This window comes from Bacillus sp. CH30_1T, assembly GCF_008364765.1.
Lineage (GTDB): Bacteria > Bacillota > Bacilli > Bacillales > Bacillaceae_B > Rossellomorea.
This window is the reverse complement of record NZ_VTUY01000005.1, coordinates 59829-74586: the sequence shown is the minus strand read 5'-3', so window position 1 is coordinate 74586 and position 14758 is coordinate 59829. Positions and strand designations below refer to the sequence as shown.

The 14758-nt window shown below is 35.3% G+C and carries 15 protein-coding genes and 1 pseudogene; all 16 read left to right on the top strand.

Annotated features, from left to right (window positions below; genetic code table 11):
• Window position 1: 1 nt before the first annotated feature.
• The 16 genes and pseudogenes from F0342_RS11880 to F0342_RS11810 all read left to right on the top strand — a co-directional run bounded on the left by F0342_RS11880 (window position 2) and on the right by F0342_RS11810 (window position 14673).
• On the top strand, window positions 2-1411 hold the full coding sequence (locus F0342_RS11880; protein WP_149156158.1) for a preATP grasp domain-containing protein: 1410 nt from the start codon (window positions 2-4) through the stop codon (window positions 1409-1411).
• Window positions 1405-2295, top strand: a complete 891-nt coding sequence (locus F0342_RS11875; RefSeq protein WP_149156157.1) for an ATP-grasp domain-containing protein — start codon at window positions 1405-1407, stop codon at window positions 2293-2295. The genes F0342_RS11880 and F0342_RS11875 overlap by 7 nt, the downstream gene beginning before the upstream one ends.
• Window positions 2292-3656 carry a glutathionylspermidine synthase family protein gene (locus F0342_RS11870; protein WP_149156156.1) on the top strand — a complete coding sequence of 455 codons (1365 nt, stop codon included), beginning with the start codon at window positions 2292-2294 and terminating at the stop codon, window positions 3654-3656. The genes F0342_RS11875 and F0342_RS11870 overlap by 4 nt, the downstream gene beginning before the upstream one ends.
• 234 nt (window positions 3657-3890) lie before the next feature.
• A complete protein-coding gene (locus F0342_RS11865) occupies window positions 3891-4763 on the top strand; it encodes an alpha/beta hydrolase (protein ID WP_262481720.1) in 873 nt (290 codons plus the stop codon).
• 123 nt (window positions 4764-4886) lie between these two features.
• Window positions 4887-5792: an aminoglycoside phosphotransferase family protein gene (locus F0342_RS11860; protein ID WP_149156155.1), complete on the top strand. Its 906-nt coding sequence runs from the start codon at window positions 4887-4889 to the stop codon at window positions 5790-5792.
• A gap of 101 nt (window positions 5793-5893) precedes the next feature.
• Window positions 5894-6721 (top strand): phosphotransferase family protein, encoded by an 828-nt coding sequence (locus F0342_RS11855; protein WP_262481719.1) that lies wholly within the window; start codon window positions 5894-5896, stop codon window positions 6719-6721.
• A gap of 107 nt (window positions 6722-6828) precedes the next feature.
• Window positions 6829-7356 carry a GNAT family N-acetyltransferase gene (locus F0342_RS11850; protein WP_149156154.1) on the top strand — a complete coding sequence of 176 codons (528 nt, stop codon included), beginning with the start codon at window positions 6829-6831 and terminating at the stop codon, window positions 7354-7356.
• Window positions 7357-7554: 198 nt separating this feature from the next.
• Entirely contained in the window at window positions 7555-7725 is a 171-nt protein-coding gene (locus F0342_RS24860) for a hypothetical protein (RefSeq protein ID WP_188048520.1), read from the top strand.
• Window positions 7726-7882: 157 nt separating this feature from the next.
• Complete coding sequence (locus tag F0342_RS11845) at window positions 7883-8617, top strand: DUF5694 domain-containing protein (RefSeq protein WP_149156153.1); 735 nt, start codon at window positions 7883-7885, stop codon at window positions 8615-8617.
• Window positions 8618-8739: 122 nt separating this feature from the next.
• Entirely contained in the window at window positions 8740-9123 is a 384-nt protein-coding gene (locus F0342_RS11840; protein ID WP_149156152.1) for a hypothetical protein, read from the top strand.
• Window positions 9124-9289: 166 nt separating this feature from the next.
• Window positions 9290-10569, top strand: a pseudogene (locus F0342_RS11835) (IS110 family RNA-guided transposase).
• Between the two features lie 482 nt (window positions 10570-11051).
• Complete coding sequence (locus F0342_RS11830; protein ID WP_149156151.1) at window positions 11052-11369, top strand: hypothetical protein; 318 nt, start codon at window positions 11052-11054, stop codon at window positions 11367-11369.
• Window positions 11370-11512: 143 nt separating this feature from the next.
• Window positions 11513-11701 (top strand): hypothetical protein, encoded by a 189-nt coding sequence (locus tag F0342_RS11825; protein ID WP_149156150.1) that lies wholly within the window; start codon window positions 11513-11515, stop codon window positions 11699-11701.
• Between the two features lie 439 nt (window positions 11702-12140).
• Window positions 12141-12557 carry a GNAT family N-acetyltransferase gene (locus F0342_RS11820; protein ID WP_149156149.1) on the top strand — a complete coding sequence of 139 codons (417 nt, stop codon included), beginning with the start codon at window positions 12141-12143 and terminating at the stop codon, window positions 12555-12557.
• A 202-nt stretch (window positions 12558-12759) separates the two neighbouring features.
• Window positions 12760-12981: a hypothetical protein gene (locus F0342_RS11815; protein WP_223145719.1), complete on the top strand. Its 222-nt coding sequence runs from the start codon at window positions 12760-12762 to the stop codon at window positions 12979-12981.
• A gap of 936 nt (window positions 12982-13917) precedes the next feature.
• Entirely contained in the window at window positions 13918-14673 is a 756-nt protein-coding gene (locus F0342_RS11810; protein ID WP_262481718.1) for a hypothetical protein, read from the top strand.
• The last annotated feature ends 85 nt before the right edge of the window (window positions 14674-14758 follow it).

The following is a 14758-nucleotide window of genomic DNA, read 5'->3' as shown; positions in this document are numbered from 1 at the left end:
TATGAATGAGTTATTAATGAAGGAACTGCCTTCTGAGGTGACAAACGATCAGAATGATTCAAGAAAAGTAATCATCGGAAATGTCGATGGCGAGTCTCTTGTAGGGGATATTTCAAGACACACTCCAGAAATGTTTGCTGCAGCATCGATTATCGCTAATCGATTGATCTGGTTTGTGGAGGATCATGATATCCTTCTTCTGCCCTATCCGGTGTCTTCCGATTTTATGGAGTACTTATGCGGGCTCATGGAAGTGGATACAGGCACAGTGAAGCACATTGTGCCCCCAATGAGAGACGCTCATGAAACAAAATTACTACGATATGATGTTCTATCAGACCATGAGTTGCAGCTTGAACTCCAAAACCTGACAAATGGGTATAAAGAATGGGGCATACTGGCTTATTATCATGATCGAGCTGTAGCCGAGTTGACAGATAGCATAAGAACAAAAATTCATCCGAATGTAAATGAGTTTTTACTGCAGGGCGGTTCTGAAGTATTGAATAGTAAAACGGAATTTAAAAGAATGGCGGCTTCTCATGGTGTTCCGGTCCCTCCTGGCTACAATTGCTATTCTCAAAGTGAATTGTTCAAACTGATTTCAGATTTGATTGACCAAACAGGCTCCGTCATTGTAAAGCAAGATGTGAATGCAGGCGGGGACGGGAATATTGTTGTCACCACGGACACTTCCATTAAAAACTCCAAAGGAGCGACTGAAACCCTCCATATCTCAGAAGAAAATGGCATTGAAAATATCACGGACTATTTGTGGAAGCGTTTGATAGGGTATAGAAATAATTCGTTAGTAGTTGAAGTGTATTACCAAACCCAAGCGGTGTTTTACTCCGAATATCATATCGGAAGGCAGGAGCTTAAGCCGACCCTCCTGAACTTTGGTGATATGAGGATGGAGCCAGTTTGGAATGGATTTGAAATACCTACCGTATCGATGAACGCCTATAGTTTGGGTGAGTTCATCTCGAATTCGACTGTATTAGCTGACATTGCAAGAGAAAGAGGATACGAGGGAAATATCAACATCGACGCGTTTCTTACCATGGATGGCGAGTTGCTTTTCAGTGAGATTAATGGAAGAAATGGTGGATGCAGTCATATTCACCATGTAGCACAGAAGCTTTACGGTGTGAATTATGCCGATCACTATATGATTCTTACCAGAAATAAGATCAAAGTAGGGCCTGACTTTAAAGAGCTTCTGATGGCTTTAAAAGATGAAAGCCTGCTTGTACAGGAAAAGGGTCAAGAGGGAGTCATTATCCTGACGGAGGATATCGGAAGAACCGGTACCATTGAATATATGGTGATCGGGAAAGGAAGGGAAAGGGCCCTGATACTTGAAGAGAGAGCGCTTGCTGTATTTGAAAGGAGCAGGGAATCATGCTGATTGGAATTCTCGGATGGGATCTTGAAGAATTTGAATCCGTTCAATTAGAAAAAGCCTCAAAAGAAATGGGGCATGACACCCTATTGTTTTCTTTACAAGATATTGAAATGAGCATTTCGGCGTCGCATAAGACCATTCATGTCTTCGGAAAAGATCTTAAAGAGTTTGATGTGATCATTTCAAGGGCTCAGCTTAGAAAAGAACACTATCAAGAGGACTTACAGATACTGTTTAGTTTAAACGAATATGTGGACTGCTTGATTGACCATTATCCTTCGTTTACTTTATCAGAAAGCAAACTATTAACCTATCAGAAGTTGTCGGTTCATGGTTTCACGGTTCCGGATACATTCTTATGTACAGATGTTGAGTCCATCAGACAAATTTTTGATCAATACTCCCAAATCGTCATCAAGCCATCTTTCGGATATGCCGGTCAAGATGTTGAAAGGATAGATGGAAGCTTTGAACAGAATGTAAAGTTAATAGAAACGTTACTTCATAAATATGGTTCCGTTCTTGTACAGGAATTCATTCCACATCCAGATGGAGATATTCGAGTGACGACACTTGGAAATGAGGCAATCGTATGCTTCAATCGACTTCCCAATGATCAAACATGGAAAGCAAACGTAGGAATGGGGGCCTCCATTGAGCGTATCACTCCTCCACAAGAAGTAGTAGATTTAGGAATAGAAGCAGCAAAATGTGTAGGCTTGCAAATATCCGGGGTTGATATTGTAAGAAGTAAGGGGAAATACTATATATTTGAAGTGAATAATTGTCCAGGGTGGTATCCATTGAAGGGAGATGGGGAAGAAGTAGCTCGGGAAATCATTCGTTATTGTGTAAGTAAATTAAACCAAAAGGAGCTGGTCTTATGAAGATAAAAGAGACAGATTCCCAGTCATCCTTTATTCCCAGGCTGAAAGAAGAAGAAATAATCAAGATTCAAAAAGATTTATCTAGTAGACTGGAGAAGAGCCATCTATTTCAATATGAGAAAGACATCAATGTATACAGCATTCCGATATTGATGTCTAAAGAAGAACATCAATCCCTCTCGGAAGACTGTTTAGAGATATTGGATCTTATCATGAAGATACCAGGCACTCTTTTTAAAAATGATATAGAAGCCTATTTAGACTTACTTGGCTACGATAGTGGAGAGAAGCAATTACTCATGTCCTTTCATGACTTTTCATCATCGGACTGCTGGTTTTCCAGGGCTGATATAATTAAATCCGAGGAAGGCTTTAAGCTGATCGAGTTTAATGTCGATAGCAGTGTTGGAGGAATGGAAACAGGTCAATTAAGCAGGATAGTTCAAGAATTACATGGACAGCGGTTGAAAGATTATCACTTCCTTGATCCTTATGAAGGAATGATAAAGGGTTTTGAGGAATTATTTTCTACATTAGGATGGAAAAAAGAAGAAAAGACAATCGGAATCATCGACTGGTATCCAGATATGTTGGAATATCTTCAAGACCATAAGAACTTGGCGGGCATCCTATTGGAGAATGGGTTTAATTCAGTAGTTTGCCATCAAGAGAATATGATTAAGAAGGGGAATAATCTCTATTTAGGTGATAGAAAAATAGATGTATTATACAAATTCTTTTTGCTATCTGATGCTAAAAAAGGTATTTCTCACATGACTGATCTTTTACATCCGGTGCACATAAGTGATGTTAGAATAATTAATAGTGTATATACAGATATTTACAGTAACAAAGGTAACTTGGCCTTGTTATGGGATACACGGTACTTCGAGACCTTATCAGCTGAACAACAGAACCTCGTTAAAAAGTATATTCCTTGGACGAAATTTTTTACACCGCAATCCACTATTGTCCATAGAGGAAGTCTAATTTCTTTTAAAGAGTTTGTGTTTAATAATAAGGCCTCACTTGTTTTGAAACCTATTAAGGGATATGGAGGGGATGGTGTTATTCTAGGTTGGACAGTATCATCAGAAGAGTGGAAAGAGGAAATTGAAATGATCATGAATAGGGATGAACCATATATCGTACAAGAAAGAGTGGAATCAAAACCGAAAGAGTTACCTTATGTAAAAGATGAAAAGGTTGAATGGTTAGATACTGACTTAAATTATGGTCTCCTTTTATGTAAGAATTCACCGAATGGATTATTTGTAAGAGGAGTACCTAAAAAGGCAAATTCTCTTACAAACATTAATCAAGGCGCAAGCATTGGAACAGTATTAATAAAGAATATTTAAATTTGATTTTTTATTAAAGTCTTACCCATTGTAAATATGGAAAAAAAGAGATTGAAAAAATCCTGCTGTCATTTGTCGCAGGATTTTTTTTTATTTAACTAACGGGCCATTTAATGGAACAAGAGTATTGCTCAAATATCGAATATTTGAAATAATTGGTATTAAGTGATTATATCGAAAGGATTGAGAAGGATTAATCAACTTATAAATATAAATAACAATTATATTGAAGTTTTGAATAAAGGAGATAAAGGTCCAATTGTTATTATTTTGACAGGAATGGGCTGCTCTTTTGAGGAGTGGTATGAGGTAACAGAAACTTTAAGTAGAAACTATAGAGTACTAACGTTTCATCGGCAGGGACTAGGACAAAGTGAGCTTGGGGATGGAATCCAAAACACTGCATCAACCGTGAGAGATTTATCTGAAATACTCAATTACTTTCAATTTGACGAGCCGTTTTATTTAATTGGGCATTCTTATGGTGGCCTGTGTGTTCAACACTTTGCTAAAGTCTATCCTGAAAAAGTGGCCGGAGTGATATTAGTTGACTCTACCTCAGTTGAACTAAAAGAATTAGAAAAGCTTGATTTGCCCGTTTTAAATCAAGACACAGATGAATTGTGGATCGAAAAATGCTTGGATTATTCAACAAAGGATAAACAAAAATTATTGGAAACAATTAAACCTTCACTTAATAAAAAACAACGTCAATTTCCAAAGGCAATTCAACAAAAAATCCTGGACTTTCAAGTGAATCCTTCATTATATAAAGCGATGGCATCAGAGATTAAGGAATGGACAAAAGACGCAGAAGTTATTATGAGTTTAGGCGCTTTTCCTGATCTACCATTAACCGTAATTGGACGGGATAAGGAATTTACGATTGAATCTGAATCAAATAATGGAGTACCTGAATGGGAGTTAAGAAAATTCGAAGCGAAATGGGAAGACTTAATCACCAACCAGAGAAAATTGTCTTCAAAAGGTGAATTGATTTTTGCAGGTAATTCAGGACATTCTGTGTTCCTCGATCGACCAGATGTAGTTATTGATTGTGTACATAAATTGGTACAACGGGTAGATAGTATGCCATCTTTACAATAGTAACTTCCTATGGTGCTCCATAAACGGGGCATTTAGTGAGAGGAAATAGAAGTTATTTAATAGAAATTTACAAAGTGGCGATTAATAAATTGATCCTCAAAATTTAATAACAGGGGTGATGGTGTGAGTAAAACATTAATAACACAGATTCCTTTAATAAGTAATTGTAAGGACGTTATTGAAATTAAAAAGGGATATTCATCAGATGAAAAATATTTAATACATATGCAAGATGGTAACAATAAGCTGCTACTTCGTATGTTTAATGTAGAAGAGTTGGTATTAAAGAAGTCAGAATACTCTATTTTGGGAATGATGCGGGAATATCACGTTACTTGTTCACGACCGATTTCAATTGGTGAGGTAGGAAATCGAGGATATATGATTACTTCATACATAGAGGGTAAAGATGCTGAGGATGAAATTTCAACATACTCAGACGAAGATCAATTTAATATGGGATTTGAAGCGGGTAAAGAATTAAGGAAAATGCATCAATTATCTGCACCTGAGCATATCCCTTCGTGGTATTTAAGGAAAGTTGAAAAGCATAATAGATATATTGATGCTTACTTAGAATGTGAGATAAAGATAAAGAATGACCAGAGGATAATGAAGTTTATTGACGAGAATAGTCACCTAATGAAAGATCGACCGAATTTATTTCAACATGATGACTTTCACCTTGGAAACATCATTTTGAATAATCATAAATTCGCTGGAGTTATAGATTTTAACAGGTATGATTGGGGAGACCCATATCATGAATTTTTCAAGATAGGAATTTTCAGCCGGGGAGTAAGTATCCCTTTTTCAATAGGACAAATCAGAGGGTACTTTAACAATAATGAACCGGATGAAAATTTTTGGAGGTTGTATTCACTTTACATGGCAATGTGCGTTTTCTCTACTGTTGTATGGACTTTAAAAACTATTCCAAACAATATGAATGAGATGTTAGAAAAAGTATACATGTATTTAGAAGATCATGACTATTTCAGCAGATTAAAACCTAAGTGGTATAAATAAAACCTACCTTTATGAAGGATGTACTTAAAGTAACGGGGGTATTAACTAAAGGTCAGCCATTTGATCCGGCTAATGAACATCTTCAATTAGCGGGAGTTTAGTTGAAGAAACGGCTCATAGAAGAGGAAGTGAAACAATTGCCACCAATACATATTGATGAAATTCCAATTCAGATTAAAGAGTTCTTAAATGAAATAATTTCGATAAGTTTTCCACGTCAAGGCCATACATCTAATTTAGGAATAATTGAAAGTGATCAAGGATTTTTTGCACTTAAAAGAACAAAGGGAAAATTATTTAATTCAATGTTAAAAAAAGAAGTATCTATTTTAAACAGCTTGAACAAGACAGAATTACCTGTACCAAAAGTAAAGAAATTCATAGAACAAAATAATAATATCGAATCTTGGGCTCTAATAGACTTTATAGAGGGAGAAACTATAAGGATGGCTTTGTTCAATGAAAACAACATTGAACAACGCCAAGAAATTTTATTTAGTTTTGGTAAAATCTTGTCTGAAATTCATTCAACCCCGTGTCCCGATGAACTTATAGAGAAACAACCTTGGCTTGATCAAATGTTATTTCAAGCAGATTATAATTTCAATAATTACGAGGTTGACGGAAGTAAAGAATTATTAGAAAGAATGAAAGTAAAGAAACCAGAAGAATACAAACAAACTCTTATTCACGGAGACTTTACGATTGATAATGTTATGATTTCAAACGGGATAATTACTGGCGTTATCGATTGGAGTAGTGGAGGCTATGGCGACCCTAGATATGACGTGTCCTTAGCTATTCGCCTCAAACCAAATGCCTTTGAAACTGAAATAGATAAACAAATCTTTTTTGAGGGCTATGGCGGTAAAATAATTGATGAGGATATTTTTGATTTTTATACGAATGGTTTATATGAATTTTTTTAAAATAGAGGATTTTCGGCTGTAGTCTTCTTCAACAATCGGAGCAGTTTGTTGTTCAGTTACATAACTTTCTTGGTTAAGACCATTCATATTTTTTGGGGGGGATTCACATGAACATAACAACAGAAAGATTGCTCATACGCAATTTCGAATTCAAAGATTGGGAAGGAGTGTACCAATATACAAGCAAGCAGTCAGTTATGAAGTATATGCCTGAGGGTGTTTTGTCAAAAGAAGAAACACAGGAATTTATTAAAGAGAACATTAATAAAATTGCTCAGAAATTCCCTGTAATATTAGCTGAAAACAAAATCTTAATTGGTCATATTGAGTTTTTTAAATACTTTGGTGAACATACGTACGAGATAGGATGGGTACTTAACCCCGAGTATTGTAATAAAGGTTACGCTTCAGAAGCTGCACTTGGGGTATTAAAGTATGGATTCGAAGAACTAGACTTACATAGGATTGTAGCAACTTGCCAACCTGAAAATGTTCCTTCTTATCGCGTCATGGAAAAGATCGGCATGAGAAGGGAAGGTTATTTTAAGAAATGTATTCCTCATGGAGATGACTGGTGGGATGAGTACTCATACGCAATACTAAGAGAAGATTGGGGTCCACATTCTGTCATATAGTTTCACGGTGTAATTTAATTAGTTCTCTAATAGTTATCTTGAAATCAAGTCTTCCACAAACGGGGGCGTTGATCTAAGAAGGATTAACGCTTCTTTTTTTGTAGTTTTTATTGGATTAAAGGGCAGGATAATTCAACAACCAATTTAAAGAAATTATGATATAAACTGTTAAAAGTCAAGAAAAAAGGAGAAGGAGAAATGGCTTACGAATTTATATTAACCTTTATTTTCACTTTCCTTGTAGTAGTAATAATCAGCTTTATATTAAATACATACTTATCAAAAGGTAAAGCAGGCAAGAAAAAAGGATATTCAATTTTACTCATTCAAAGTTTTATAATCTCAGTTCTTCTTACTTGGGTTATGTAGATGTTATTAAGCTAAAGGGGGCAATAAAACTAAAGACCAGTGAATTGATCCAGCTATTGCCCTTATTCAATTATCGGGCAGTTTAACGGAAGAACAAGGGTTTTCACGGTTACATAAAGAAGGCATATAAATAGCTGAATTCTGGAGGGGAATAAATATGGAGCAACATAAACCTAAAGTTATGGTGTTAGGTACATTTCATATGAGATATACACCAGATATTTATAAAGTAGAATTTGATGATTTACTAAACGAAAGAAGGCAAAAAGAAATAAGGGAAGTTGTAGAAAAGGTAAAAAGATTTAATCCAACGAAACTGGCTTTTGAAGTTGTAAAAGAAAATGAAGAAGAAATAAATGAAGAATATAGGCAGTATTTGAATAGTGACTTCGAACTGAAAATTGATGAAATGCATCAATATGGTTTTAGAATAGCTTCAGAATTGGGTCACCAAAAGGTTTATGCAGTTGATTGGATGAAAACCGTTGGAAATAGGGGAATTGGAGAGGTTTTTGAATGGGCAAAAACTGAACAGCCTGACCTTAATAAATATATAGATGAAAAGTATCGTTCAGGAAGAGATTTTAACTTAGCCGACAAAAGCATTGTGGACCTAATGAAAGAAATGAATGAAGAAAGCAGTGTGAAAAGAGAACACGAGATGTATATGGCATTAGCACGTATCGGGAGTGAAGTTGATTATGTAGGCATTGATTGGCTCAGGTGGTGGTATCAAAGAAATTTAATAATTTACTCCAACTTGGCAAGGGTAACCAGCTCTCCTTCAGACAGAACCGTTTTAATTATCGGAGCTGCTCACATCCATTTAGTTTCCCAATTTCTAAAAGAAAGTGGAATGTTTGATGTAGAACCAGCAATAGCATACCTTTGATATTCAACAAACAGCCGCCCCGCCTTGGTTTCTCAGAGCATCTTCGGCTAACTAGGCAGTATTGTTGAAGAACGGATTTTATAAAAATGTCTTGATTAAAAAATTAATAAAGGGGTGATAAGATGAAAAAGGTTGGATTTATACTAGGGAGTGTAATAGTTATTATTGGTGTGTACATATTTGTAAATAAACTATACTATCCCTCTCTTCCAATAGAAAATTTATCAGCCAAAGAAGTAATTGATAAACTAAAAGAATCGGATAGTAAAATAGCTGAGATTGCAGTAGATGGGGATTTTATTTGGTATATCACAAGTAGTGCGAATAAGGGTATATCGATTGCTGATGAAAATATTAAACAAATGGTTGTCTCAAATGGATGGGAATTTAAAGATAAAAATGGTGCTGGTCTATTCTTTGAAAAAGACGATAAAAGTTTAATTGCGACCACACAAATGTGGACTAAAAATTATGTTCTCGTTAAAATTACGAGTAATTTTAAATAATCTTGCGTTTGCTGAACAAGCAGCCGCCCTCTGTTCAAGTAAAGGGTAGCATTCCTGTTATGAAGAAAAATGAGATTTAAACAAAAAAGAACCTCTTGGTATGATATGAGTGTCCTGAGCCGGCAAGCAAAACGGACAAAATCATATATACCAGGAGGCCTTCAACATGAATTATAACCAAAATGAAAAGATTGCTCAAATTACTTCTCAAACACTAATTATAGGAGTAGACATTGCGAAATTCAAGCATGTCGCGTGCTCAAGACTTTAGGGGATTGTAGTTTGGAACCCCATGTCACTTTGAAAATACACAAGCCCATTTCGAGTGGTTTCTCAACTGGATCAAGCAGTTAATACATCTAAACAAAATGGAAAAAGTGATTATCGGAATGGAACCGACTGGCCAATATTGGCTCAATCTCGCACATTTTCTAAAAGAAAAAGAGATAAAATTTGTGGTCGTGAATCCCATGCATGTAAAGAAGTCCAAAGAGTTGGACAATTCACCAACTAAAAATGATGTCAAAGGTGCCAAAGTGATTGCCCAGTTAGTCAAAGACGGAAGATACGCTGAATCACAAATTCCGTAAGGAGTTTATGCAGAACTTCGTGTGGCCAGAAAAATACGCGACCTTTTGTCTGTTGATTTACAGATGCTTCAAGGGCAGATTCACAACTGGCTAGATAGCTATTTCCCTGAGTTTCTCACCGTTATTAAGGATTGGGAAGGGAAAGCAGTACTACAGTTATTGAAGATAAATGTATTGCCAAGTGAGTTGGAACTTTTATCGGATCAAGACATTTTGACGCACCTTAGAAAGACTGTAAAACGTGCGGTTGGACTCCGTAAAATTCAAGAGCTGTAACGCGCTGCCAAAGACTCAATTGGCATTCGGGAAGGCTCAAAGATGGCTAAATTAGAGCTCCTCACTTTACTGGAAAAGTATGAGTTGGTAGTCGAAAGGTTCGAAGAATTAGATTCAGATATAGAAGAACTTCTTGAACAGATACCTGGTGTTCCACAAATGTTGGCGATCACGGGAATTGGTAAGGAAACAGTGGCTGGGTTCTACGCGGAAGTAGGAGACCTAAGAAACTATGCTCATCCTCGCCAGGTCATCATGTTGGCGGGACTTAGCCAGAAGGAGAATACCTCCGGAAAGCATAAAGGATTAACGAAAATCACGAAACGAGGCAGGAAAGCACTTAGGGCTCTCCTCTTCCGAGTAGCTATGCCGTTGGTCGCCAAGAATGCCGCTTTTAAAGCTTTACATCAGTATTATACTACTCGACAGAGTAACCCTTTGAAGAAGATGCAGTCCATGATAGTCATCTGTAACAAGCTTATACGTATCTTATTTGCAATTGGCACAAAGCAATGTGAGTTTAGTGAAGAAAATGTTGAAAGACATTCCCCATCTGGCTCAATTACGGGACGCAGTTTAATGTATCACTGGCGTTATTTAAAAGTTTCTTAGAGGTTATTACCATAGACATTTGAAGCACGGATTAGTCAGTAAAACCATTAAAGTACGGACATAAACCCTGTAGGGCAGCATGACTGACATCCAGCTCATGGAAAGGTTGGACGAAGGAATTTTAGAGCATAGACTCTGTGAGAATTGGGAGGGTTGACCTCCATGAGAAATGTGGAGATCCACCAGTGCGACCATACTTTTACTAGTTAACCACTTTTTGGATTGAGTGGCTGGGTAGGTTAACTTCCTTTTCTCTTCATGCCCCAAATTACCCTTACTTTCAACACCTTTCCATACTTTAAATGTCTTAGCTATATAAATCTCATAGAAATTTTAAGAATAAGCGAGAAAACAAGAGTTATCTCTTTCTTTATAGAGGGAGTTTAGTGCAGGAACAATGTTGTAATAAATGTGGGTAAATTTGGTTATTTTTCGAGGGGGGGTGGAGAGATGGCTATATGGAAAATATATTTAATTACTATTATTGAAATTATTCTATTTTTAGTTGTTGGTTTTTTATTAACTGATAATGTTCTTAAAAATGTTTATGAAAGTTCTGGAATTAGATTTATAGGAAACGTTTGGGTAGTATGGTTTGGTTTATCATTTATGCTTTTTGGATTATATACAATCGTACTCTCCTTTTTTGTTTCAATAGAAAGTCGGTTACTGAAGGAAAGATTAACCTCAAAAACATTTTGGGTAATTGTTATTGCTTCTACTGTCGGAGTTTTTGTTCCATTTTTTATAGGGGAAATTCCTTTTTAACTCTTAACAAACGGGGTGTTGATCTAAGAAGGATTAACGCTTTTTTGTTGAAGATATTGGATTAACGGGGCAGGTTAATGGGATAAGGTCATTGAAATTATTAATGAATTTAGTTAGGTTAGCGTAGAATGGAGTTGGTATGTATGTATTTGTTTCTATCAATAATTTTAAGTACAGTATTAGGCCTCATTTTATGGACCATGGGTCCTGTTTTTGGTGGTCTTGTTGCATTCGGAATTGTTGTAGGAAGCATATTTCGGGGATTATATTTACTAAATGAAATTCATAAAGGAATTTTAGGCTCATTATCTGAAGAGAAAAAACAGAAGTAAAGAACCGGCAAAATCATATGAAAAATGCAAGAGTATATAAAAGATACTTAGAAGAAAGGGCAGTTAAATAATTCAAGTAAAGGTCGAGTTTGTTTAAAGGAGTTACATGCTAATATAGTGTTAGTGGGGGTGTTTAAGATTAGTGTAATCATAAGTTTTTTACTTTATTTAATTATTCTTTTTGGTATAGCTACTTTATTATTTTTATCGTTAGTTTCAATATGGACTACATCTGAACCTGCTATTGCTTACTTATTGTCGTTAATTATTACTCACTTGATATTAAACACATATGGGCAAGTTGGTAAAAAATCTTAGTGATTTGGCTATTAAGCTAAAAGGGGAAGTCTTTCCATTAAAGGTAGCGATTGCAGCATAGCGGGTCACTCCTTTCTTAAGAATTGGATAGTATTTTTGAAAACTAGAGGTGGAGATTCATTTGCAAATACGACTAAAAAATGAACACTTGCTTGAGGTTAGAAATTATAGAGAAGAAGACTTTATACATATAAATAAGCTAAATGCAGACGAAAAGTGGAGTAACCTTGTTGGAAACAAAGGAAGTACAAAGGGAGCTTGGGATAATTCAAATATTGCTTATGTAGCAGAACTAAATGGACAGGTAATTGGATATGTTAGGGGACTTACAGACAAATCTATCACATTGTTCATTTGCGAAGTATTAATAAGTCAGAATTACCGTGGGTTAGGCATTGGAGAAGCATTGCTTAATTATGTTCAGAGTTTATACCCAACGACTAGAATGGAAATGCTAGCAAACAGTACATCTCGTACTTTTTATGAGCAAAAAGGATTTAGAACGTTTTATGGTTTTAGAAAGACAAATAAAGAGTAATTGAAAGTTAATTGGTTCAACAATCGGTCACTTATCTGTCAAAAGGTAAGTGTCTTTTTAATCAATGATTACATGATTGAGTTTATTAATCTGTTTTGAAATAATTGGTATTAAGTAATCGGGCAGGATTGTAGAGGCATTTTAACAAGTTCAAATGAGACTGGAAATGAATATTTTAATTTCTGAGTTGTGGAGGGTTTGGATGTTAAGGAAGATATTTGGTGTTACCTGTATAGCAATTGCAATTTCTATTTTACTACTATCGATTATTTCAGATGTTATTAGATGGGACGAAAAATTCTCTAACGGGTTGCTAAATTATGCTGTAGACACATTAAATACATTTTGGGGATATGCGTTGGTTTTAGGTATTATTTTAATTTGGGACGATTTAATATCGTATATGTTGCGTAAAGGTAAATAACGAGCTATTCAAGAATGGGGGGCAATAACTGAAGACAGTTAATTGATCTCCGGCTATTGTCCTTCTTCAATTATTGGGGCATGTTAACGGAATAAGAAGTATACACTCACTTAATGCAAAATGTTACAATTTGGTAGAGGTGAAATGAGTGAATATATTTCTTGTTGTTATCATTCACATATTTATAGGATTAGCAATAATTTATTTTTATGGAAAATTACCAAAAGGACTTACTGTATTTGGATCTGTGTTTTTAACTATGAGTTTTCTCTATTGGGGAACAATTTTTATAAATTCGTTGTTAAACTAACGAGGGCTATAACCGAAGATCAGCTAATTGATCCGACAAGTGCCTTTCTTCAATTATTGTGTAGGTAAGCTGAAGAGATTACTAAAGGTAGCAGCAGTCCTTAATTCAATTATTAAAGAGCGGGATGATTGATGTCTCCGTAATTAAGTTAGTCGTCTTATGAAAGGACTGAAACTATGCACACCAAAAGACAAGATGAAAATCAAAGGCTAAGATTTGTACAAGGGCTTATACAGAAAGAAGAAGCATAAAAAAGAATAAAAGTTGAAGATAGCAAAATATGGTCAGTGTTTGTTGGCATTTGCGTTTTAATAATAGTTTTCTTTTTTATAACAAGTGTATTGTTCGATATTGGTGTACCATTACCAAGTTTTTTTGGAAGGTAAAAAAACAACACAAAATGTACTCAATCAAGTGTTGGAAGCTTCATAAGATGTAGAGATAATCTTTTTGATATATAGAAAATGCTGTATTAAAGAACCAGCAGTCTTCTGGAATGGTTGAACCGCCAAAAAAGGAGGTGAAAAATATGTGGCTGTTAATTGGGATTATAGTGTTTTTTGGTCTTGCAGGTTCACTAGGTCGTAGAGTTCTTAGAGGTAGTAAAGAAGAGCAACTTCAGGAACTTGAAAGAATTAAGTCTAACAGTAGTGGACCTTGGGGGGGACTTTAAGGGACGGACCGATTCCATAACGGGGGCAATAACTGAAGATCATATGATCCAGCTATTGCCCTTCTTCAATTATTGGGACAGGATACTTGAAGAAGTAAAAGAGTCAATGGGGGATTATATGTATAAAGCAAATTTGAAAAAGTATTTAAACAGATTTCTTTTTTTGTTAATTGGAGTCTTTGTTATTTACAGTTTTTATGTTCAGATTGAATATAGACTTTATGTTAATCAGACTGTAGATAGAAATTATGATAATTTATCAATTATTACTGTTAAAGGTAATAATCTGGCTAACAGGCTGGAGGAGTTTGTTAATTTAACTGAAGGAAACAGTGAAGTGAAAAGCGATTTGTACAACAATTGGAGAATTGTTAAAGGAGAAAGTAGAAGCATTCATTCCTACTTATTTGCTATCAATACAATACATATGGGAGACGCATCATCCGATTGGGATTTAATGCAGTATAGCTTATTTCGTGTTGATGAATTTATATCTGGTATGACAAATAAGTTCCTTGAAAATCATTCTTATGCCATAAGTAATGAAGAAAAAGAGAAAATGGAAGCCGTAATTACAGTTTTTAGAACCATCAGTGAAGAAATAGACAATGAATTAATTGACATGAAAAGTATTTTACAGTCAATAAAGGAACCAATGCTAATTATTGATGACAATTATTCAAATACACTTGAACGAATAGGTAGGTAAACCAATAAAAGACTAGATTATAAAGCTAACCGGAGCCAAATAGCAGCCAGCTTGTCTTCAGAAAGACTTAGTATCTTCAGCTATG

Excerpts from the sequence above, each read along its gene's own strand:
- F0342_RS11815 (WP_223145719.1), top strand. The coding sequence starts at position 12,760 with ATGTTAAGGAAGATATTTGGTGTTACCTGTATAGCAATTGCAATTTCT.
- F0342_RS11875 (WP_149156157.1), top strand. The coding sequence starts at position 1,405 with ATGCTGATTGGAATTCTCGGATGGGATCTTGAAGAATTTGAATCCGTT.
- F0342_RS11830 (WP_149156151.1), top strand. The coding sequence starts at position 11,052 with ATGGCTATATGGAAAATATATTTAATTACTATTATTGAAATTATTCTA.
- F0342_RS11870 (WP_149156156.1), top strand. The coding sequence starts at position 2,292 with ATGAAGATAAAAGAGACAGATTCCCAGTCATCCTTTATTCCCAGGCTG.
- F0342_RS11825 (WP_149156150.1), top strand. The coding sequence starts at position 11,513 with ATGTATTTGTTTCTATCAATAATTTTAAGTACAGTATTAGGCCTCATT.
- F0342_RS11845 (WP_149156153.1), top strand. The coding sequence starts at position 7,883 with ATGGAGCAACATAAACCTAAAGTTATGGTGTTAGGTACATTTCATATG.
- F0342_RS11840 (WP_149156152.1), top strand. The coding sequence starts at position 8,740 with ATGAAAAAGGTTGGATTTATACTAGGGAGTGTAATAGTTATTATTGGT.
- F0342_RS24860 (WP_188048520.1), top strand. The coding sequence starts at position 7,555 with ATGGCTTACGAATTTATATTAACCTTTATTTTCACTTTCCTTGTAGTA.
- F0342_RS11880 (WP_149156158.1), top strand. The coding sequence starts at position 2 with ATGAATGAGTTATTAATGAAGGAACTGCCTTCTGAGGTGACAAACGAT.
- F0342_RS11850 (WP_149156154.1), top strand. The coding sequence starts at position 6,829 with ATGAACATAACAACAGAAAGATTGCTCATACGCAATTTCGAATTCAAA.